At 70.6% G+C, this 21,642-nt stretch carries 19 protein-coding genes and 2 pseudogenes; 1 reads left to right on the top strand and 20 read right to left on the bottom strand.

Annotated features, from left to right (window positions below; translation table 11 throughout):
• The first annotated feature begins 316 nt into the window (after window positions 1–316).
• Entirely contained in the window at window positions 317–1,807 is a 1,491-nt protein-coding gene (locus ABZ078_RS22580) for a hypothetical protein (RefSeq protein ID WP_356577756.1), read from the top strand.
• Between the two features lie 489 nt (window positions 1,808–2,296).
• On the opposite strand, the gene ABZ078_RS22575 is transcribed toward ABZ078_RS22580, so the two are convergent.
• From ABZ078_RS22575 to ABZ078_RS22480, 20 genes and pseudogenes are all read right to left on the bottom strand, one after another.
• Window positions 2,297–3,412 carry a hypothetical protein gene (locus tag ABZ078_RS22575; protein WP_356577754.1) on the bottom strand — a complete coding sequence of 372 codons (1,116 nt, stop codon included), beginning with the start codon at window positions 3,410–3,412 and terminating at the stop codon, window positions 2,297–2,299.
• A gap of 283 nt (window positions 3,413–3,695) precedes the next feature.
• Window positions 3,696–4,682 (bottom strand): hypothetical protein, encoded by a 987-nt coding sequence (locus ABZ078_RS22570; RefSeq protein WP_356577753.1) that lies wholly within the window; start codon window positions 4,680–4,682, stop codon window positions 3,696–3,698.
• Between the two features lie 216 nt (window positions 4,683–4,898).
• Window positions 4,899–5,228: a hypothetical protein gene (locus tag ABZ078_RS22565; RefSeq protein ID WP_356577751.1), complete on the bottom strand. Its 330-nt coding sequence runs from the start codon at window positions 5,226–5,228 to the stop codon at window positions 4,899–4,901.
• 88 nt (window positions 5,229–5,316) lie between these two features.
• A complete protein-coding gene (locus tag ABZ078_RS22560) occupies window positions 5,317–5,673 on the bottom strand; it encodes a hypothetical protein (protein ID WP_030819418.1) in 357 nt (118 codons plus the stop codon).
• 28 nt (window positions 5,674–5,701) lie between these two features.
• Window positions 5,702–6,100: a hypothetical protein gene (locus tag ABZ078_RS22555; protein ID WP_356577749.1), complete on the bottom strand. Its 399-nt coding sequence runs from the start codon at window positions 6,098–6,100 to the stop codon at window positions 5,702–5,704.
• Window positions 6,101–6,208: 108 nt separating this feature from the next.
• On the bottom strand, window positions 6,209–6,598 hold the full coding sequence (locus ABZ078_RS22550) for a hypothetical protein (protein ID WP_356577747.1): 390 nt from the start codon (window positions 6,596–6,598) through the stop codon (window positions 6,209–6,211).
• Window positions 6,599–6,645: 47 nt separating this feature from the next.
• On the bottom strand, window positions 6,646–7,260 hold the full coding sequence (locus ABZ078_RS22545; protein WP_030380988.1) for a TetR/AcrR family transcriptional regulator: 615 nt from the start codon (window positions 7,258–7,260) through the stop codon (window positions 6,646–6,648).
• Window positions 7,261–7,750: 490 nt separating this feature from the next.
• On the bottom strand, window positions 7,751–8,209 hold the full coding sequence (locus ABZ078_RS22540) for a hypothetical protein (RefSeq protein ID WP_355272734.1): 459 nt from the start codon (window positions 8,207–8,209) through the stop codon (window positions 7,751–7,753).
• A 98-nt stretch (window positions 8,210–8,307) separates the two neighbouring features.
• Window positions 8,308–10,056, bottom strand: coding sequence for a hypothetical protein (locus ABZ078_RS22535; RefSeq protein WP_356577745.1), 1,749 nt, complete (start codon window positions 10,054–10,056; stop codon window positions 8,308–8,310).
• A gap of 239 nt (window positions 10,057–10,295) precedes the next feature.
• Window positions 10,296–12,356 (bottom strand): NAD-dependent DNA ligase LigA, encoded by a 2,061-nt coding sequence (gene ligA, locus ABZ078_RS22530; RefSeq protein WP_356577743.1) that lies wholly within the window; start codon window positions 12,354–12,356, stop codon window positions 10,296–10,298.
• A 193-nt stretch (window positions 12,357–12,549) separates the two neighbouring features.
• Complete coding sequence (locus ABZ078_RS22525; protein ID WP_356577741.1) at window positions 12,550–13,518, bottom strand: SAV_2336 N-terminal domain-related protein; 969 nt, start codon at window positions 13,516–13,518, stop codon at window positions 12,550–12,552.
• Window positions 13,519–13,864: 346 nt separating this feature from the next.
• Complete coding sequence (locus ABZ078_RS22520; RefSeq protein WP_355272746.1) at window positions 13,865–14,524, bottom strand: hypothetical protein; 660 nt, start codon at window positions 14,522–14,524, stop codon at window positions 13,865–13,867.
• A 77-nt stretch (window positions 14,525–14,601) separates the two neighbouring features.
• A complete protein-coding gene (locus tag ABZ078_RS22515; RefSeq protein ID WP_030819404.1) occupies window positions 14,602–15,507 on the bottom strand; it encodes an N-6 DNA methylase in 906 nt (301 codons plus the stop codon).
• On the bottom strand, window positions 15,504–16,067 hold the full coding sequence (locus tag ABZ078_RS22510; protein WP_356577739.1) for a hypothetical protein: 564 nt from the start codon (window positions 16,065–16,067) through the stop codon (window positions 15,504–15,506). Before ABZ078_RS22510 ends, ABZ078_RS22515 begins: the two co-directional genes overlap by 4 nt.
• Window positions 16,068–16,436: 369 nt before the next feature.
• Window positions 16,437–17,018 carry a hypothetical protein gene (locus ABZ078_RS22505; protein WP_051707805.1) on the bottom strand — a complete coding sequence of 194 codons (582 nt, stop codon included), beginning with the start codon at window positions 17,016–17,018 and terminating at the stop codon, window positions 16,437–16,439.
• Window positions 17,019–17,121: 103 nt separating this feature from the next.
• Window positions 17,122–18,054 carry a hypothetical protein gene (locus tag ABZ078_RS22500; protein WP_356577737.1) on the bottom strand — a complete coding sequence of 311 codons (933 nt, stop codon included), beginning with the start codon at window positions 18,052–18,054 and terminating at the stop codon, window positions 17,122–17,124.
• Window positions 18,051–18,455, bottom strand: a pseudogene (locus ABZ078_RS22495) (DUF6884 domain-containing protein); the annotation flags it as partial. The gene ABZ078_RS22500 and the pseudogene ABZ078_RS22495, both read right to left, overlap by 4 nt.
• A 130-nt stretch (window positions 18,456–18,585) precedes the next feature.
• Window positions 18,586–19,821: an MFS transporter gene (locus ABZ078_RS22490; protein WP_356577735.1), complete on the bottom strand. Its 1,236-nt coding sequence runs from the start codon at window positions 19,819–19,821 to the stop codon at window positions 18,586–18,588.
• Window positions 19,822–19,827: 6 nt separating this feature from the next.
• Window positions 19,828–20,277, bottom strand: a complete 450-nt coding sequence (locus ABZ078_RS22485) for an ArsI/CadI family heavy metal resistance metalloenzyme (protein WP_356577733.1) — start codon at window positions 20,275–20,277, stop codon at window positions 19,828–19,830.
• 40 nt (window positions 20,278–20,317) lie between these two features.
• A pseudogene (locus ABZ078_RS22480) lies at window positions 20,318–21,631 on the bottom strand (NAD(P)-binding domain-containing protein).
• Window positions 21,632–21,642: the final 11 nt, after the last annotated feature.

Below are 21,642 nucleotides of genomic sequence, written 5' to 3'. Positions count from 1 at the left end.
CGGTCTCGACGGGCGGGAGCCGGTGAGTGTGGTGCTCGACGTGCGCGTTCGGGACCGGGTGGTAGACGCTTCGGTGCCCGCGCGGTCCGGGCCCGCCTGGGCTCTGGGGCCCCGGCGGGGCTCAAAGACTACCGAGACTCATAGAATTAAGCAATCTCTTGCAGGATGCGCCCCCGCGGCTGGATCGGCTGCGCCGCCGGGAGTTGCTTAACTCTATGAGTGTGCGTATGTTTGCGGTACGCCCTACTGGGCCGCATCCCGCAACATCGCTGCAAGCCGCGCAAGTTGAGCCGCGCAGCGGCAATGGAAGGACAAGATGTCTCGCACACTCTCCGTCGCGGAATACCGGACGCTGTTGCACGACGCACTGTCCGCAGCCCATGCCACGGACGCCCTCACGCTCCCCATCCCGATGATGTACACCCCGGACGCCCACCGGGCCGCCCTGTACGCGGACAGCACCGTGGTCCGCGGAGCGGTGGGGGAGGGCAAGACCTTCTGGGCCCGGGCCCTGACCGACCCCAAGCTGCGCGCGGTTGCCGCCCGGGAGTACCGCCTGCCCCGTCTGGAACGGACCGAAGCGGCCACCGGTTTCGGTGCCCGGCCGGATACCTTCCAGCCGTCATCCGGGGAACTGCGGGCTCTGACCGCGTGGGGCGTCCAGCCGACCACCCTGTGGACCACGGTCGCCCTGACGGCCCTCGGCGTGCCTGACCTTGCCACCCTGACCACGTGGACCGAACGCGTCGACTGGCTGGTTCGCAACCCCGGGGCCACCGACCGCTCTCTGGCCGAGATCGAGGCGTCCGCGCGCACCGCCGACACCGTCCGCATCGTCCTGTTCGATTCTCTCGACCAGTTCCACCCCGACCGCACCGTAGCCGAACACCTCGCCTCCGGTGTGCTCAACCTCGCCGCCACCCTGTCCCGGCGCACCACCCGGCTGCGGGCGAAGGTCTTCATCCGCCCGGACATGCTGGACGGCGCTTTGAATGGTGTCCCGCGCGCCGACCGCGCATTTCTCACCGCGCGGGCCGCTGACCTCTCCTGGAGCAGGACTCATTACCTCCACCGATTCGACAGGGCCGACCTGTTCGGACTGCTCTTCCACGTTCTGGGCAACCACCCCAGTGCCGAGGCGGCCGCCTTCCGGGCGGCCTGGCCCACCTGGCAGCAGGACGCCGACGGCCGGTTCCTCGCTCCCGACGAACTCAGCCGGGACCGAAAGGCGCAGGAAGAGGTCTTCACCACCCTCGTCGGCAGATACATGGGCGTGAACGCCCGCAACGGCTTCACCTACAACTACCTGTTCTGCTACCTCCAGGACGCCCTGGGCACCATCACCCCGCGCCCCTTCCTCGCCGCCCTGGCTGCCGCGCTGGAGAACACCAGCCGCAGCCACTCCGGGCACGACCGTCCGCTGCACTACGACGATCTCCGTCACGGCGTGAGCTGTGGTGCGCGGGCCGAGGAACTCCACCAGGCGCTGCCGTGGGCCCGGCTGGCCCTGGAACCGCTGGCCGGGCAGCAGCTCCCGATGCGGGAGGAGGACGTCTTCGAGCTGTGGGCGAACATCGGTCTGGCTGACCGGCTCCAGGAGATGACACGACGGGCCGTGGCGGATGCCAGCCGCTCCCGGACCGGACCGCGTCACCCGACCAGCTACCCGTTTCTGCTGGAGGAACTGGTCGACGCAGGCGTGCTGGACCGCCGTACCACTGGGGAACTCGACATGCCCGACGTCTACCGGACCGCACATGGACTGGGCCGCCGTGGCGGCGTCCGGCGCGCCCCGACAGCGGCGTAACCCGCCCGGACAAACGCTTTCGCGCCCCGGCGTGACCGGCTCCCCGGCCGTGTCGCGCCGGGGCTTTGCGCAATCCGCTTCCCGGGCTGGCTACGCAGCGAGACGCCAGGCACATTCAGGTATGCGACGGAGAGCGCGGCGAGCCGATTCCACGCTGGTGCGTGGCCGGCTGGCGAGTACGGGGCGCAGGTGCCGCAGTCCAGCGTCACCCAGGCGGGGCGGCCATCGCGAGCGGCCCGGTGAGGTCCGGCTTCATGCCGGTGTGGCCACCGCGGCCGTGGGGCCGGTGCTTGCCTCGTCGGCAACCACCGGGTCGGGCCCGATGAGAACCGCCTCGACCCCCAGCGCCGCGGAAAGGCGAGGACGTACTGCCGTCGTTCCTGCGACCCCACCGTGGAGGACAAGTCCGTCAAGGCGTGCCGAAGCTCGTAGCTCCACTTCCTGACGCATCCGCCCACGGTCGGCGGTGGCCGGGCATCGAAGTGCGGGTCATCTGCGGGATCCTCCGAGTTGTCCCGGCCGGCGGATGAAGCGGTAGGCGGTGGACCGGAACCACATGGGCTCGTCAACGGCCGGCTCCTGGCCGTCGCCAGGCGTCCGGTCCGCCTCCGCCAGCAGTCCGTTGTACAGGTACGTCCGCATCGACGAAACGGTGGTGGCTTTGCCGCGCCCGCGCGCCTTCCCGTCGAGCTCGCCGATCTGCTGCAAGGTCAGCAGGTCGTTGTCCGCCCCTTTCGGGAGCTTCAAGTCCTCGCGCAGCGGCTCGGAGGCGTCGACAATCTCGCGTGAAGCACGTGCCGCTGCTCCCAGGCGTCCCGGCCGGCGGATGAAGCGGTAGGCGGTGGATCGGAACCACATGGGCTCATCGACGGCTGGCTCCTGGCCGTCGCCAGGCGTCCGGTCCGCTTTCGCCAGCAGCTCCTGCGACTGGTAGTTCTTCAACGTACCGACGGTGGTGGCCTTGCCGCGCCCGCGCGCCTTCCCGTCGAGCTCGCCGATCTCCTGCAGGGTCAGCAGGTCGGTGTCCGCGCCGTCCGGCAGATCCAGGTCGAGCAAGGCGCCGGCCGCCCGCTGCTTCGGCGCCGACTTCCGCCCGCTCGGCTGCTTCGCCTCAACAGGCGTCGTACGGCGCGTGCGGCGAGGTCGGCAGATGTAGGTGTAGGCGGTCTCGCGGAACCACATTGGCTCCGAGACCGTCGGCTGCAGGCCGTCGCCCGGCGTTCTGTCGGCCGGCGGGAGGACTCTCTTGGACGGGGACAGGTAGGTACGCAGGGTGGTGATCGACGTGGGAGGCCGGTTCAGGGCTTGTCCCTCAAGCTCGCCGATCTGGCGCAGAGAGAGGAGGTCACGGGGCCCGCCCTTGGGCAGATCCAGCGGGTTGTCCTTGCCTTGCCGAGACCGGAACCACGAGCCGAAGTGGTGATCGCGGACCCAGGCGTCGACATCTTCCGCGTCGTAGACATGGAGGCCGCCCTGGCCCTCGGTGAAGAGGAGGTCGGGAAACCCCTCCTCGCGGGACCACTTGGCGGACGTTGTACGGTCCACGCCGTACCGCTCCGCCATCTTGTCGAAGTTCGTATACGTGCGATCGGTGCCTGCGGGCATCATGTCGCTCCGTCCGTGGCCAGCCGGGCCGGCGAGTCATGCCGGTCCGCCCATGTGAGGCGCCGGGTTCTGCAGTGGTCGCGCGTCGCGGCTCCGTAAGCCGGATCCAGAGGCGCTGGCCGGCAAGTGCAGGGGGCGGCCTCGCAAGCGAGATTAGCCAAACTCATAGAATTCCGCAATGTGATCGGGGTTGTCCTCATCGCTACCGGGCCAGCACTTGAATCGCGGGCTCGGGTGTAGCACGACGGTCCTGCTCGCGCCGGCACCATCCAGCCCCTTCTCATCACTGTCCGAGGACGCCTTCGAAGGTGACCCGGGAGCCGGCCGCGTCGACGGCCTCCACCGTCACCGGGCCGCCGACGGCCGCGTCGGGGACGGTGAAGGAGACGGTCTGCGTGGCGGTGCGGAACGGCGCGATCGCCGCGTCACGGTACCCGTACACAGGACGGACGGTGGCGGCCAGACGCAGGTCCTCGCCGGTCAGGATGCGCAGCGTGGTGCCCAGGCCGGGCATCGGGTCGCCGGAGCGGTTGACCACGCTGAGCTCCAAGCTCGCAGCGCGCGAGGACCCTTCGCCGCTCACCGTCACCTTGCCCACGCGCACGTTGCCGTTCCACTGCCCAACCGGCGTAACCGACTGCCTGGCCGGCGCACCCTGCTGCGGCGCCTGCGGGGCCGGGGAGGTGGCGGCCCTGCCCGGCAGGGCGCCCTCGAAGAACAGCAGCTCCGGCTCGGCCAGCCCCTCCTCGGTCGCTTCCACGGTCACCGTGACCGGCAGGCCCTGGGCCTGATCGGGAAGCACGAGCTTCAGATCCCTGTCGACGGACCCGTTGGGGCGCACCTGCTGCGGCTCGTCCGTGGAAGAGGAAGCGCCGCTGTCGGTGGCCTCCACAGCCGTGCGCCCGAGAGCTCCGTAACGGGCGGTGACCGCAGTCCGGGGCGCGGTGGCGACCTGCGCCCGCTGGTTGGCCACGGTCACCCGCGCCCTGTACGCGCTCGAGCCGGCCGGCACGCCGAGCTCGGTGTCGGCGGGCAGGCGCTCGAAGCCCCGCAGTGTCACCGTCCATGCCCCATCGCCGACCGGAAGGGCGGTCCCCGGCTTGGCGATGCCGTCCGGCAGCACCGTGGAAGGCGACGGCCTGGGCCCCGGGGCGCTGTTCGTCGGCTTGCCGTCGGCCTTGGGCCCGCTGTCGGAGCCGGCGCAGCCGGAGATCACGACCGTGCCGGCAAGGAGCACGGCCGGAAGGGCGTGGCGCAGGCGCACAGACATGGTTCCCCCTCGTCAGGTACCGGATCTCGGTTGAGAGGGATCATGCCAAAACGCGCCCGGCCGGGGCCGGGCGCGTTTGTGGGGGGTGTCCGATTCAGCCAGTCACGTGCCTGCGAGCCCCGACGAACTTCCTGACCCGGGTCGCTGTCATCGGACGGCAGGGGTGTTCCTGGGTGTTCCCATGCTGAGCGGGTCGCCTCACGGCGGCCGCGATGGCTAGCGGGTGCAGATGATGGCGACGTCATCTCCTGAAGCCAGGACAGCGGCTGGTGAGCGGCTGTCCGAAGTGTCATCGCAGCGGGTCGTCATGCTGAGGCCGAAACCGCATGCCAGGAGGGCATCGTGAACGCGCGCCGGGATGGCATCGGCACCCAGGCGCTCATGGGGCGCCACGCCGATCTTGATGATGATCTCTCCGTTGGAGGCCCACGTCTCAACCTCCGGCACCACGGGCAGCCCCGGGTGGTCCTCAGCCTGGCGCAGGCCTGCGTTCCGCAGAGCGTTTCGTACGTCGAGGAGCGACGGGGTGGCGCTGGTGGCGATCATCGGCAACTCCAATCCTGAATGCCGACCGTATCGGCTTTCGGCGGTGTTCGGAGTCGTTCCCTCGGCGCCGGCGGGGCTGGGCGGCGACTCACAGCGTGATGGGGATGGGGACGAGGAAGTACTCGGTGTCGCCGACGCGGACCCGCAGAGGGTGTCCGGGCGGGAGGTTGAACAGCTGATGGTGCACGGTCGCCGGGGAGTTGCGCACGGACAGCGCGGGCTCCAGCGCGGTACGGACGGCGGCGCGGGAGGTGTCGGACAGGGGGTTGCGCTCGGCGATCACCGCGCACTGGTCGAGCTGGGCGTCGGTCAGGTCGGGCCCAAGGCCCTGGCGGAGGGCCTCAACGGCGACAGCCGGGGCCAGGACTGCCCGGTTGTGGTCGCGGCACACGTGGCCAGGCGTGCCGTGGGGCTGGAAGTGACGGGCGGTGCCGATGGAGGTCATGCGGGACTCCTAGGGGTGGAGGGCGGCGTCAGTCGAGGCGGATCTTGGCGGTCTCGGTGATGGTCAGGACGTGCGCGGGCAGCGTCGGGTGTCCTTCGGTCATCGCTCGGTACATGCGGTGCACTCCGTCGATCAGCAGGCGAGCCGGGCCGCTGTCGAACTCCAGGGTGGCGATGATCACCGGCTGGTCGAGGTCGGTGCCCATGGCGTGTTCGACGTCGAAGTGAGACTGGTCCGGGCCGAAGATCGGGCACCAGGACGGGCCGTTGTAGTCCGGCCTGAGCAGGTTCAAGTGGTAGGCCGCCGACCAGTCGGCCACGGAGGTCTGCTCGACGGCGCGGGGGTGCTCCTCCAGGAGGCGCATGGCCCGGTCGATGTCGAACACCCAGCCTCCGTACTTGAACATCTGGCGGGAAGGGGTGGTCACGGTTCCTCGCTGTCGGGTCGGGGATCGGGGATGGGAGAGGGCGGCTGGCGTCCACGGCAGGCCGGTCGGACGCCGCCCCGGAGTCGAGCGGGGGCGGCGAGATCCGGGTCAGCGCGAGCTGAGGGGGATGACCAGGACGCCGACCTGGGGCAGGTTCATCTCGGCCAGCAGTCGGGCGGCCTTGCCGCTGGGGCTGCTCGGGTCGCTCGGGTCCAGGCGTATGGCGCCCCTGTGGGGCCCGCGTGCGGGGTAGAGGTGCACCGTGTTCTCCGGTGAGTTGTGCTCGAAGACGCTGACGGTGGCGTAGTCGAACCCTCCGAGGTTCGGGTACCGCTCGGCGACGGCCAGAGACAGTGCGGTGACGAGTTCGGGGCTCGGCGAGGCGACCGAGAGGGGGACCTGCGGGCGGCGCGGCCGGATGCGCAGTGCAAGGGCGCGGAGCAGGACGCTGAGGACGCCGAGCGCGAAGCCGATAGCGAGAGAGGCTGGCTGGATCAAGGTGTTCCCCCTGGGGTTGCGGCCGGGCTGGTGGTGAAGCGGGAGGCCTAGGCGTCGGCCGTGGTCACGGCGGCGTGGACGAGGCGGGCGAGGCCCCGGCGACGCTGGCGCTTGGACAGCCCCTGGAGGCTTCCGGCGTTCTCGTGTCCGGCGGCGCCGGTCAGGCTGGACACGAGGGCGTGGACCAGTTCCTTGCCCTCGGCGTTGGGCGTGGCCGCCGTCAGGGCCCGGACAATGGGCCTGGTGGCCGCGAAGTACGCCTTGACGAAGCGGGGGTCCCGCTCGGCCGCGACGGCGGTCAGTACACGCATGAGGGGGAGGTAATCGCTCCAGCCGTCGAGTACGGCGTCGACGAGCCGGGTGGCGCCGGACAGCCCGTCCGAGGACCAGGAGCCGTCCTCGAAGCTGTCCAGTGCCGCGTTCGTCTCCTTGACCAGGAGCCGGGACGCTTCGAGGACGACGCCCTCAATGTCGGGGAAGTACTGGTAGAACGTCGCGGGCGACGTGCCTACCGCCTGGGCGATGTCCAGCACCTTGATGTCGCGGTAGGACTTCGTGGCAAGAAGTTCGATCGTCGCGTCCATCAGCTTCTGGCGGGTCTGGAGGCCGCGCTGGCTGGGCACGCGGCGGTCGGGGGTGCGGGTCACGACACGGGTGGGCACAGTCGTCTCCTGGGCTGGAGGAGGGGAAGGGACGTGGTCCGGGTCTGGGGCTTGCCTCCGGACCCGACGTTCAATCACATTACACATTGAAACGCGAATAGGCAACAAGCGTGGGGTATCTCAGCAGTCACCGCCTTCGACTTGCGCTCGCGCGGCCCTGCCGCGTCCCTCCGACTCAGCGTGGAAGGTGTCGATCCGCCGGCCCACCCGAGTGGCGACGGCGTCCGCCAGCGCGCCGGCGTGGTCGTCTCTCAGCCCGAGGACCATGAAGATCTCTTACGCGCCGGGCGGCTCGACCTTCGCAGGGGGCGGGCCGGCTCCGCGGCCTCCGGCGGCGCCCGGGACCGGCATCGCGCAGGGAGCACCATACGCGGAACAGGGGTGCCGCGGCCGAGCCGTTCGGGGTGAAGCAACACCGCGGTCACTCCGCGGGCTTGAGGGAAGGGGCGTGCCGGGCGATCGGACGGCACAGTGCGACAGAAGGGACTTGTCACGCCCCGGACTCCTCTGTCTCCCGGGCGTGGGCGGACATGCAGTGAGCGAGCGCGTGGGCGCCGGCGAACACCGCCCCTGCGCCGAGGACCAGATAGTCCGCTGCCCGTCCGCGCAGGACGAGAGCGTCACCGTGGCCGAGCAGCAGCACGGCGCAGAGGGCGAAGGCGCCTACCACGAGAGCGGCGTCCAGACCGGCCGCAGCAGCGCCCCACACCCAGCGGGGTGCTGGTGCGGTCTTGCGTTCCTCCCGCCTGCGGAGGGCGGTACAGGCCCGGTTCCAGGCGAGCCGGCGGGTTCCGACGACAAGGACAGCGAGCGGGACGACGAACAGCCACATGACGGGCTGCTCCAGCAGGACGCCGCAGCCGGCCAGCAGTGCCACCAACCCGTAGACGGTGTGCAGCGGCTGGCAGCGGCGGTGCTGGACGGTGCGGGGACGCAGTTCTTCGGACATGGCTCTCCTCGGCTGAGGGCGATGGGGATGTCGGCCTGATGCAGCAGACCGCGTGGCCTGTGGCCGGGCGGGACGGGGCCGCCCGGCCACAGGGGCTGTCAGGTGTCTGAGGTGCGCCGGGGCGCCGAGGGGCGATGCCGGGCGTGGCGCAGCCGGTCGGACCACGGAGCGTCGGCGGGTCCGACGGGGTGCTCGGGGATGGTGATCTCGTAGTGCGGGCAGCTGCCGGGCTTCACCGCCTCAAGGGCGGCGTGCTGGTGGGAGTTCGGGCACTGCTGGCGCTCATGCTCATCCCGCCAGTAGCGGACGGCCAGCGTGCGGCCGGTTCCGCCCTCGCGCGGCTGGCGCGGCTGCTGCTCCTGGTAGCGCTCGCCCGCGTCCGGGTCCACCCACCAGTTCTCGACCTGGCCGGAGTCGGAGATGCCCCGTCGCCGTTCGGCATCGCGCTTGCTGGGCTTGAGCTGGTGGACCTGGTGGGCGAGAACCCGCACTGTGGACCGCTTGTGCTGGGTCAGCAGCTCCCACAGGGCCCGCACGTGGCGGAGCATCAGTTCCTGGCAGCCCTGGCGGCCCGAGCCGCTCAGGTAGCGCTCAGGGTTGGCCGGGTCGCGATGCCGGGTCTCGGGGTCCAGAACGTCGCCGGGGCGCGCGAGAAGGGTCTCGTACGGCGAGAACGGCAGCTTCAGCAGCGACTGGTCGCACGTCAGCGCAGTGACCCATGTCCAGGGGGCGTCGTCGTGCGGAGGGTCCACCGGCTCCAGGAACTGGTCCGGCCGCACGATGCACCAGCCTTCTTCGGCCCTGGGCGACCACGGGCCCCACACATAGCCGACGATGCGGCGGCCGGTGGGCAGTGCGAGGGGAGTGTCGAGGAACAGCATGCCGCGCGAGGTCGGAAGGTGGGCGGGATCGAACGGGGTCGTCGTCTTCTCCGCCCGCCGCATCACGCGGCGCAAGGCCATCCGGCCGAGGGAATCGTCGATCTGGAAGAGACGGGCGGAGGCGGCCCGGTCGGCTTCCTGTCGGAGCTGCAACACGACGGCCGCCTCCAGGCCGTCCGGGTGCCCGTAGGGAGCAAGCCGCTCGCGCTCCCAGCGGTACTCCTCCGCCTTCGCCCGGGCCCAGTCGAGATTCTGCCTGTGGGCCTCCACGTACCGGCGCCGCCAGGTTCGGATGCGGTGCTGGTCGGGGACCTCCCAGGTCGCTTCGTCCGAGCGTGCCAGACTCCGGCCCGGGTGGGCGTCACCGGGAATCAGGCCGAGTTCGCGAAAACGGCGGATCTCGGCGTCGGCGTCGTTCACGACGAAGTCCGGCGGGGTCATTCGCTGGTGCCTGTCGTCCGGATCAAGTGTCCACTCCATGCCCGCGAGCTGGGCCAGCACCGCGCGGATCGTCTGCTTGTCCGCAGTTCTCAGGAAGTCGACGACGAGCATCTGGACCGTGTTCGCGTACGCGTCGGCCACCGCGAACCGCAGCATGCGCTTGAGGAACGAGCCGCCCGGACCGTGCTGGCCGCTGGACAGCGCAAGCATCCGGTCGGCCACCTGGCGGTCTCCTGCCGCGAGGGCCAGGTGGTCGTACATCTGCCGGAAGACGGCCATCTCCTTTTCCTCGGCGAGGATGGCGTCGATGGCGCTCCGCACCCGCGCCGAGGATGACGGTGAGATCTCGGCCGGGACGGGCGGCCGTACCAACTGACCTACTGATGCGTGCAGTTCTCGGTAGAGCTCCAACTGGAGCTGGGTGAGGATCAGGAGATCGTTGGGCTTCTTCGGGGCCCGCTTGGCGGCCCGGGCCGCGATCGCCAGAAGTTCGGAATCCGACAGCTCGGGCGTGTTCGAGTGCATGCCATCCCTACCTGGACGCGGGGGAGTTGGGGAGAAGGTCGCGGGTGCCGAGCACCAGGCGATGAAATGACAGTACACATTGAATCTGGAATAGGCAACATCGCACGGAGTGGGAGCCTCGCCCGGCCGGTACCCGGTCAGCGGGCACGTGTCCTGGCTCGGCCGTTCGGTGCGCTGGGCCGCGCAGGCGGCGAGGCGGGGCCGCCCTTACTGTGCGACGCCCGCCCCGGTCCCTTGCGTCAGGCCAGGAAGTCGGCAACCAGCTCGGCGAAGGCCTCGGGGGTGAGGACCGTGACGCCGAGTTCGGCCGCCTTGACTGCCTTCGAACTCGGCTTGCCTCCAGTTGACGGGGCAGCGACGAGGATGGATGTCTTCGTGCTTACGCTGCTGCCCGGACGGCCGCCGGCCTTCTCGATCAGGGTGTTCATCTCGGACCGTCCGTAAGCCTCCAGCGGTCCGCTCATCTTGCCGGTGACCACCACGACCTTGCCCGCCAGCGGACCTGCACCCTCCGCCGCCGACGCCTCCTGGGGCTCGGTCATGTTGACGCCCGCGGCGATCAGCTTGTCGATGACGGGTGCCAGGGCGGCGACCTGCTCGACGATGACCGGGGCCTTCTCAGGGCCGATGCCCTCGACGCCCTGCAGAGCGGTCGCGTTGGCCTGCCGGATGGCCTCCATGGTTCCGAAGTGCCGGGCGATGCGGCGGGACATGCTGCGCCCGGTGCCGAGCACGCCCAGTGCGCAGAAGACCCGGCTGAGCGGAAGGGCCTTGGCGGCCTCGATCTGCTCGGCGAGTTTGGCGGCCCGCTTGGCGCTCTTGGCCGCCTTGGTGAGCTGCTCGACGGTCAGGGTGAACAGATCGGCGACGTCGCTGACGTCGCCGGACGCGACCAGGGCCGCCACGTAGGTCTTCCCGAGGCCGTCGATGTCGAGCATCTCCCGCTGCGCGGCGTACTCGATGAGTGCCGGGAGCGCGCACGCGGTGCCCTTCGCGCACCGCCACCGCTCCTGCGCTTTGTTGATCTCACCGCCACAGTTCGGGCAAACCTCCGGCAGCGGCACCTCCAAGGCCCCCTCCGGACGCAGCTGGACCACGGCCCCCTGCACCCGCGGGATGATGTCGCCGGCCTTGTAGACCGTCACGGTGTCACCGATGTGGAGGTCGCGCCGGCGAATGTCGGCGGGGTTGTGCAGCGTGGCCCGGGTGACGGTGGAGCCGTCGATCTCCACCGGAGCGAGAATCGCGGTCGGCGCGAGGGTCCCGGTGCGCCCGGTCTCCCACACGACGTCCTCCAGCACGGTGTGCCGTTCGACCGCCGGAAGCTTGAACGCGATGGCCCAGTGAGGAAAACGGGTGCCGACCCCGACCACGGCCTGCTCCGCCGTATCGTCCATCTTGATCACCACACCGTCGATCCCGACGGGCAGGCCCGCACGCATGGCGGCGATCGCGTCAACCCGCTCCTGGGCGGCGGCCAGGTCGGCGACGACGTGGAGTCCGGCCGGGGAGTCCGCGGTCGTCTGGATACCGGCTGCGGCCACAGCGGCCAGCGTCTCGGCGTGCGTGGCTCCGGCGGGCAGGAACGATACGCCGTCCAGTTCGACTGCGCCGTAGGCCCAGAACGTCATCTGAAGCCGGTACGGACGGTCCTTAGCCCGCAGCGTCCCCGACGTGCCGTTGCGGGGGTTGGCGAAGACCTGCGCGTTGTGAGCGGCACGGACCTCGTTCGCCTTCTCGAACTGCTCCTGCGTGAAGGCGACCTCACCGCGGACCTCGACGGTGGCAGGCACGGCCAGCTGCTCGGGAAGACCGTCGATCTGGCCGATGACGTGGCTGACGTCCTCGCCGTGGCTGCCGTTCCCGCGAGTGCTGAGCTGTACCAGACGGCCGTCACGATACCGAGCGGCCACGGCGGCGCCGTCGATCTTCGGCTCCACGGCGTACCCGCCCTGCGGCGCGCGCCCCAGACGGCTCTGGAGCGACGCCCCCCACTTCATCAGGTCGTCGGCGTCGAAGGCGTTGTTCAGGCTCAGGAGAGGCGTGGTGTGTGCGACGTCGCCGCCCGGTACCGCGCCGTCGGCGACCAGCTCGATAGGGGAGTCGGGGGACACTTCACCGGGATTCGCCTGCTCCCAGGCCTGCACGGAGCGCCGGAGCTGGTCGTACGAGGCGTCGTCCAGGACGCTGACGCCCTTTTCATACGCCTGAGAGGCTTCACGCAGACGCTCGATCGCAGCCTCGTACTGGGTGCGGCTGGACACGGCAAACTGCGCCTGAACGGCGGGAAGAGTCGTCATGAGGGTGATCCTCTCTTAGGGGTCTGACAATCGCCGCCGGCCCGGATGCGACGGCGGGCAGGGCAACACGGGCCACCGGAGATGGGCGGCTGACTTCGCTCCGGGGCGGCCGTTTACGCGGGACGCCCCAAGCGCGTTGAAGAGGGAAGGGAGGCAGCAGCGGAAGATAGTGATGGATCGGGAGACCGCACGCCTAGCCGGTAGGTCGCGAAGCCTCCTCGCTCACCAGAGCGCGTCGCGTTGACGACTCAGCTTCCCTGAGCCGAGCCACCGTGCGGGCGAGCGAGGAACGCGGCACCGTGCGCAGCAGCACGGAGGCAACGCCCTTTCGGAAGGCGTAGCTGCCGGGGGAACCGGGGACTGCGCGGAGCATGCCGCTCAGAATCACCTCGGCCAGGTGGCTCGGGCACGGAGTCGTCTCGACAGAGCTGTGCACGATGTGCATCGCGGGCAACTGGGGGACGCCTGCCGCCAAGTGGCCCGCGAGACGGAATGCCTCGGGGGAAGCAGTGGCACGGAAGCGGAGGACCAGTTCCTCGGCGGTGAGTGTCGTCGGGGAGGTGGCCCCTTCGGCCGGGAGTGCGGGCGGAACGAACGCGACTGCCGCCGGGACCTCGGCACGGCCATCGATCAGCGCGAGCCAGTTGTCCAGCCAGGGAGAAGCGGGCTCCAGGACAGGAACAGGAATGCTGTCCGCTCCCATGTCCGGCGCGTTGTCGTACGCCGTGAAGCTCAGTTCGGAGTTGGCTGCTGTGGCGGCCGGGGCATGGATGAGACCGGGCATCACGGGCAGTGCAGTGCGCTGCCACATGCGCTCCGGCAGCGGCTGTACCACCGCCACCGGCCGCACACGCGCCCAGGCGCCCAAAGTCCCGTACCAGCGTTCACCAGCCGGGCCGGGGTACCACTGCGGACCGGAGCAGTCGCTGAGCACGAGGGTAACCAGTCGGTCGCCGGCACCCTCTCGCCCGCGCACTGTGCCGTCGGCCATGAGGACGGACACCGTCACGCTCTGAAAGTGGCCGCTCTGCGCCAGGGACTGGCGCAGTTTGCGCAGCAGCGGCCGCCACATCGGCATCGTGGGACCGGCATCGAAGACAAGCCGCAGTCGGTACCCCGAAGCGCTGTTCAGGGCTGCGTCTGTGTCCGTCCCTATGGTCACGTCGTCTCCTTGGGGCCTGTGGAGGGGGCGAGGCCCGGACCACGGAGGGAAGTCGGTCCGGGCCTCGCGGCCCCGGCCGCCGAGGGGAGTGCCACGGCCAGGGCGAGCCGCGTGAGCGGCTCCTTCGGATTGGCTTGAACGAGGGCGCTTCCCGCCCTCACGACAACTACTATACATATTGAAGCAGCAATACGCAACAGACTGTGCGTCGCTCCCCTGACCTGAGTCCGTCACGAGCGCCTGATCGCCGGGGTGGACCGTGGCTCCTGCGCTCTCCCGGACTCGGCCGTCGGAGAATCCCAGAAGCCACGGACGCCGCCTTCCGAACGCCGGCCCCTGCGTCCGCTTACGCCACGCCGTCCTGGGGCGTGCTCTCGGCGCGACGCAGCACGTGGGGGGCGACCAAGTCGGCTCCCACGTCGTCCCAGCGCACGGCCTGGTAGGCGTACGGGGCGGCACCTTCCGCCACACCGAAGGTGCGCCCAGAGCGCTCCGTCCCCCGTGCCCGCATCACCACGTGCGTTCCGTCCGCGTAGTACGTGAGCGCGGGATCGAACATGGTCGCGGGGCGGGTCACGTCCGATGCCAGGGGGCGGGCACGGATCACGATGTCGGCGACCTTGTCGTCGTCTACCCCGGGGATGTTCATGCGCCGGTCGGGCTCGACCTTCCAGGACAGGCCGGGGAACAGGCGGTTCACCTGCGCGCAGACCCACTGCCACGCCTCGGCCGAGGCCTCCTCGGTGGGCTCGTTCGCAGAGGAGTGCCAGCCCTCGGCGCAGTCCGCGCCCTGTTCGCCGAGGAGGGTCATCACCTCGGAGCGGGTGATCTCGTCCGGGAGCGGGGAGCCTGCCTGCAGGCGGTGGACGTACCGGTGGAAGAGCTGGAAGGCCAGGGACTCGCCGTCCAGGTGATGGGCGTAGACGATCCTCAGAACCGTGCCGTGCCCCTCGGAGTCGGGAACCAAGGTGGCGATGGCGGGCGAGGGTGTGGTGTTGATGACCATGAGGAGGCTCCGTATCGAGCAGGGGTGAGGGTGAGCGGTGGCCGGCGGCGGGATGCGGCACGGCCGACCGGGTCGGATCAGGAGGGCGGAACGAAGTTCCACGGCCAGAACGGCGGGCGAGTCGTGGTGGGGTACAGCACCGGCCGGGCCTTCTGCTTGGACGTCGCCCGCTCGGCGCGCTCTCGTACGGCCTGCTCCAGGAGCCGAGGATGGTTCAGGGCGTCGCCGCAGGAGACGGTCACCTGCCTGCCGAGTCTCCACAGCTGGGCGTTCACGGCGCAGCAGGCGGCGTTGAGCGGGTCGAGATCGTTGAGCCACCAGTGGTAGAGGGCGGGGTCGGTGCCGAAGAACCGCATCGTGGCGGCAGCTGACCGGGCCATCGCCCCTGTGCCCGCGGCGGGTTCGAGGAACAGGTCACCGGGCTTGCGGTCGGCGGAGAACAGCGTGTCGCCCATGAAGTTGGTGACGACGGCCGGGGTGAAGAACTCACCGGTGCTCTGCCGTTCGCTGTAGCTGCGCATGCGGGTGATGAGCAGGCCGAGGACATCGTCGGCCTCGGCGCGGGCGGTGTCGGAGCAGTACTCCAGCAGTCCTGCGCGCAGGAGGATCCTGGCGTATTCGGCCAGGCCGCGGATGGCGTTGTCGGTGGGGTGGGAGAGCCAGTCGTGGAGCGGGCGGGCGGCCTCGGTCAGGTCCGGGTCGTAGGTCCAGAACGAGTTCCAGCCGGCTCGCAACGTGTCGACGAGCTGTTCGTCGTCGAGGGGGAGCAGGAGCGGGCCGTAGTCGGGTCCGTCCGGTCGTGAGGGCGCGCAGAGGGCGAGGGCGGCCAGGGTGCCGACCGCGATGGCGCGGTCGCTGGAGCCTCCGCGGTTGGAGGTCCACCAGGCGTGCGCGGCCTCGGCGATGGCGTGGGCGTGGTCCCGCCCGCTTTCGGGCGCCATGGCGCGGCGCATACCGGCGGGCGGGATGCCGTATAGGGTCACGCCGCGCTCCCAGGCCCCTGCGCGATGAGACGGTCGAGCTCGGCGACGAACGGCGGCAGGAGGGTCCGCTTGCCGCTTCCCGGGCGCCGCGAGCCGAAGGGCCGCAGCATCCCGGGATGGCCGCTGGGCAGGAAGTCGCTGTCGATGATCCAGGTCGGGTCTCCGGGCATCCGGGACAGGCGGTAAGCGGCCTTGTTGAGCCGCGTGCTGTGCTCGAAGAGGAGAAGCTCGGCGTACCAGCCGGTGACGGCTCCGGCCTGGCGCTCTTCAAGGACCGGCACGACGCCGGTGTGTTCTAGGGCGTTGTCCTCGTCGGTGACGGTGGCGGTGAACGTCTGGGCGGTGTGCAGCGGGGCCAGGACCAGTTCTGCGGCCCGGTGAGCTTCGGGGTAGCCGATCGGGTCGGCGATCAGGCACCGTCCGGCGAGGGAGAGCGGATCGTGAGTAGCGGCGGAGGCGGGGAGCCCCAGCGAGGCGAGCTCCCGCACCAGCGCCTTGTGACCGAGGGTGGCGAGGTACCAGTGCTGCTGAGCATGGGTGTCCGGGTGCATGGTGTCCATGGGGCCCTTCCTGGGGGCGGCGGGATGCTGGCGAATGGTCCGTGCCGAGCGCGTCAGTTCGTGGGTGCGGCGTGGCAGCGAGGCCGGGCGCGGTGAAGGCCGGTGCCGGTGCCGTAGGTGAGGCCCAAGACTTCGGCCATGCACCTGCGAGTTTCGGCGCCCTGCCAATCACGTCCGGGCACGTAGAAGGCGTCCCGGGTGAGGCGGCTGGTGATCTCGGTAGTGGCCTCGTCGCGGTGACTCGAGTGCGGAGACGCGTCAGTGCTGCTCGAAGGTAGGGATGACCAGCTTCATCAGGTGTGTCCTGTGGGCGGCCAAGCCGGGGAGCGAACGCAGCAGCCGGGGCCCGCCCTCGCTCCCCGGCGGGACTCAGGCGCGCGCCGCCTCGGTCTCCACTTCTCCCTCCTCCTCGGCCTTGAGGGTTTCGAAGTAGGCGCGGGCGCTGTCGACCAACCCGGGAACGTCACACCCGAAGGACTGGGCCGCGTCCAGGAGCGCCGCGAGCATGGCAGCTTCCCGTTCAGCCCCCGCGGCAGCGACGGCGCACAGGACGTCGAGCTTCACGGGATATGCCTCGCTGCGCAGTCCCTCAGCAGCCTGGTGGAGCTCATGGGCAGTGACCCGCCCGTCCGTCAGGCAGAAGACCTGAGCGACCAGATCTCCGATCACGCGATCGGCGCTTTCCTGGTCGTTCACGACCCGCTCGTCGGGGCGGTGGAAGGCGATCTGGGCCATCGTCTCGGCCGCGAGGACGCCGAGCCGTACCCGCTCGGCGAGCTTGGGGACGGGCAACAGAGCATTGGGGGCCTGCCTGTTGTAGGCCTCCAGCGCCGCACTGGCCCATGCGGCACGGTCCGCGAGGGTGCACTCCCGCGCGGAATCCATGTTGACGCCGGCCTCCAGCGCCGCGGCGTAGCGAGCAGCCTTGCGTTCGGGGATGGAAGTGTCCACGGTTGTTCCTCGGGGTGACGGTCAGAGATGACGGTGAGAGCAGCGCGGGCGCCGCTCGATCACAACCATCACATTACACATTTGAACACAAATAAGCAACAAGCTAGGCAGGGGGACGGGCGTCTGCCCACTTCGGGTACGGGAGTGCGGGCATGCCGAAGACTGCTCTCGACCGTTCTGCCCGATTACGCCCCACAGGCAGGGCGTAGCGGTGAGTCCCAGGGTGCCGCGAGCGCCGTGCTCCGATCTGCTCCAGCGCGTTGTGCAGCCAGGCCCGTCGGCCAGCACCCGCAGGTCGCTCCGAGGCGCCCAGGGCCACGATGCGCCGCTCGAACCCGTCGGCACCGCGGTCACCGGCGACAAACTTCGCGATCGACCGCGCTGGGAGCACCTGGCCGTCCGGCAGCACGATGACCGTCCGCGCCGTGCTGCGGCCGGTGTAGGTAGCGGAGAGGGCCTGGTAGATGATCCCGAGGTGCCCTCGGGGCGAGCCGGCCGTGCGTCCGTCCGACAGGGTCCGCAGCCGTGGGACGGGGTCCGCGTAGGTGACCACTCCCCGTACGCCGTGCCCCGCGGCCAGGCGCAATGCCGCCGCGACCGCGAAGCTCTCCCCGTTGCTCGCCACCGAGGGGGACAAGCACACCCGAGACATCTCAAGGGCCTCGGTATAGGGCTCCAGGGAAGGGAAAACCCTGGTCAGAGCCCGGCGGCTCATTGGGACGCCCAGGACGATAACTCCAACCAGCAGACCGCCGTCGACCTCCTGGCCGTGGTCGTCCTCTGCAGGCTTGAGGTCCACCAGCCCAAATCGGTGGACCGCCGGCGGCCACCCCGACAGATAGTGGTTCGCCTGGATGTACTTCCGGGCGGGCGCCTCCGCCAGCTCGACGACCTCGTACCGGCGCCGGTCGAAGCCACCCTGCGACGTGTGCACCCACGTCGGCACACCGCCGCTCCAGCGCTGCGTCCAGCCCTCGGCGCGGCCGGCGGCCATGGTCTCCCACTGCGCCGAAGCGGGCCCGAGCGGCGCGCTCACCGCTGCTGCCCGGCTTCGGCTCGCGCGGCGAGGCGGATCTGGGAAAGGCGTTGCTTCATCTCCCCGATCCCGCTGGCACCGGCGAGGGGTGCCTTGAGGTCCGGCCAGGACTGCCTCGCGAGGGCGACGTACTTGCTGCCGGCCAGCACCGTCACCTCCGCCGACTCGATGCCGCGTTCCCGTACCTGCGCCTGCACAAAGTCCGCGTTGACGCTGCCGGGGTCGCCCACGGTGATGTCGTACGGGTCGATCTCCGTGGACAGGTCGAGGAGCCCGTGGGCAGCGGAGAGGATGTACTGGCGGCCGCCGTCCTGGAGCAGGGCTTTGGCCGTCTCCCGGCAGGAGCCGTGGAAGGTGCCGACGTACATCGCGCCAGCGGTCACGCGGCGGTCCTGCTTGGCCTTTCCGCAGCCGAAAGCGCGCGAGTTCGCGAATTCCCGGAGGGGTCAGCCGCTGAACCCGCGCGTCGTCGCCGAATTGGAGCCGGTAACGAGGGCGGGTTCGTCTGTGCCTGCAGGGGGGCGGCGGTTGTCAGAGCCGTGGGGATCGGCGGCGTACGGCGCCGGTGGCTGTCCACGGTGCGATGAGCGTGGCGGCCACGGAGACGGTAGCCAGGAGGAAGAAGAGGGGCCCGTAGCCGCCGAGCGGCACGGCCAAGGCGGCGCCGGCGAACGGCGCGAAGGCTGCCGCGGTGGTTGCCGGTGCTGCGAGGAGTCCGGAGAGACGGCCGTAGTGGGCGGTGCCCCAGCGGTCGGTGATGGCGGTGGCCTGGAGGAGGGTGACGTTGCCGCGGACCATGCCGGCCGCGACGGATACGGCGATGATCAGGGCGTAGGGGCCGGTGACGGCGGCGAAGGCGGCGGTGGTCAGTCCGCCGAGGGCAATCAGAATCGTTGTGCGGGCCGTTGCTTTGGTGCGGCGTGCGAGGGCTGCGTACAGGGTGCGGCCGAGGGTCTGTCCGGCACCGCCGATGCCGAGGGCCCAGGCGGCCTGGCTGGTGGTGTACCCCCGTTCCAGAAGGAGCGGGACGAGGGCGACTACGACGGCGTACAGCGCGAAGCTGGACAGGGTGAAGGCGGCGGCGAGCAGAAGGAACGGCCGACTGCGCCCAACCGTGGCCACGCCTGCGGCCGCGTGCGCAAGGCCCGTGGGGGCGTCGGGCCAGGGTGCGCGCAGGGTCAGGGTGTGAGCCGGGATGGTGACGACGGCGAGGATGCCGGCGAGCACCAGGTAGGTGTGGCGCCAGGACAGATGGTCCGCGAGGGTCGCGGTCAAGGGCGCGAATACGGTGGAGGCAAGCCCGCCGGCGAGGGTGACGACCGTCAGGGCCCGCACGTGGTCGGGGGCCCACCAGCGGGTCAGGGCGGCGAACGCCGGCTGGTAGAAGGTGGCAGCCATCGCGAGCCCGGCCAGCGCCCAACCGGCTATGAAGGCCGGGACGTTCGGGGCCGCAGCCACGATCAGCAGGCTGACCACACCGACCACGGAGCCGGTGGTCATGACGGCGCGCGGGCCGCGCTGGTCGAGGATCCGTCCGACGCGGATGCCGGCGAGCGCGGAGACGATGAGGCCGAGGGAGAACGCCGCGGTGGTCGCTCCGGCCGACCAGCCTGTCGCGGCGGTGATCTGCGGGTTGAGGACGGGGAAAGCGTAGTAGACGATGCCCCAGCTGGTGATCTGCGTGAGACAGAGGGTGGGCAGGACGGCGCGGGGCCGCGACCGGTCCCTTGCTCCGGTCGCGGCCGAGGTGGTGAGCGCGTTGGTCATGAACGGTCAGCAGCAGCCACCGGCTGCGGCGGCCTCCTTCACCGGCGTGGAGCTGGTGCAGCAGGCGCTCTGTGGTGGTGCCGGCGCTGGGGCGTCGGCCTTCACGACGTACACCTCCCAGCGTTCGCTGCCGGGGCCCTGGACCCAGACCTTGTCCTGGAGGGCGTGGCAGCAGGTGGTGTCGTTCTCCTCCCGGGTGGTGAGGCCCGCGTCGGCGAGGCGGGCGGTGGCGGTGTGGACCTCGTCGGTGGTGGCTACCTCGACGCCGAGGTGGTCCATGCGGGTGTCCTCGCCCGGCTCGCCCTGGAAGAGGACGAGCTTGAGCGGGGGCTCGGCGATGGCGAAGTTGGCGTAGCCGTCGCGGAGTTTGGCGGGTTCGGTGTCGAACAGCTTGCCGTAGAAGGTGATCGCCGCCTGGAGATCGGGGACGCGGAGGGCGAGTTGTACGCGGGACATGACGTACCTCTTCCTGAGTGGGGGTGGAGAGGGGTTCGGGTCAGCCGCAGCAGCCGCCGTCGGCCTGCTGGGCGTCGGGGGTGTCAAACAGGCCCGCGCCGCCGCAGACTCCGGTCTCGGGGAGGGTGAGTTCGACGCGGTCGGCCGCCTCGAGGTCGCCGGCGAGCGCGGCGGCGAGGGAGCGGGCCTGCTCGTAGCCGGTCATGGCCAGGAAGGTCGGGGCGCGGCCGTAGGACTTCATGCCGACCAGGTAGACGCCCTGCTCGGGGTGGGAGAGCTCGCGGTGGCCGTGCGGGTAGACGGTGCCGCAGGAGTGCTGGTTGGGGTCGATCAGCGGCGCGAGTTCGACCGGGGCCTGGAGGCGCTCGTCCAGGTTCAGGCGGACCTCGGACAGGAAGGTCAGGTCGGGGCGGAACCCGGTCAGCACGATCACCTCGTCCACCGGCTCCAGCCGCCGTCCGTCCTCGCCCACCAACACCGGGCGGCCGTCGCCGTCGCGTTCGATCGTCTCGGTGCGGAAGCCGGTGACGGCGTCGGCGTGGCCCTCGTCGACGGCGGCCTTGGCCGCCAGGCCGAGCGCGCCGCGGGCGGGGAGCTGGTCGGCGGTGCCGCCGCCGAAGGTGGAGCCGGAGATGCCCCGGCGCAGGATCCACACCGCGTGCGTGCCCGTGCCGTCGTCGGCCTTGGCCAGGTCGGCGAGGTGGGCCAGCGCGGTGAAGGCGGAGGCGCCGGAGCCGATGACGGCGGTGCGCCTGCCCGCGTACCGGGCGCGGACAGTCGGGTCGTTGAGGTCGGGGAGGCGGTAGGTGATGCGGTCGGCCGCCGCCTTCTCGCCGAGGGCGGGCAGGCCGCTGCCACCGGCCGGGGACGGGGTGGTCCAGGTGCCGGAAGCGTCGATCACCGCGCGGGCGAGGATCCGCTCCTCGTGGCCGTCGGCGTGGGTGACGTGCACGACGAAGGGCTGGGCCTCGCGGTCGGCGTCGACAATACGGTCCCGGCCGGCGCGGGAGACGCCGGTCACGCGGGCGCCCAGGCGCACCCGGTCGCCCGGTACGTCGGCGAGCGGCTGGAGGTACTGCTCGGCCCAGTCGCCGCCCGAGGGGTAGGTGTCCGCGGCGGGCCGCACTCAGCCGGTCGGGGCGAGCAGCTTCTCGGCGGCCGGATCGACGACTTCGCCCCAGGTGGAGAAGAGACGCACATGGCTCCACTCGCGGACGGCCGCGGCGGCGACCGGGCCCGCTTCCAGGACCAGGGGCTCGAGGCCCTGGTCAATCAGGTGGGCGGCGGCGGCCAGACCGGCGGGACCTGCTCCGGTCACGACGACGGGCAGCTCGGTGGTGGCGGGCGCGGTCACGGCGACTCCTT

This window comes from Streptomyces sp. NPDC006385, from assembly GCF_040612485.1.
Lineage (GTDB): Bacteria > Actinomycetota > Actinomycetes > Streptomycetales > Streptomycetaceae > Streptomyces.
Note: the sequence above shows the minus strand (reverse complement) of the source record. Positions and strands in the feature narration are given on the sequence as shown.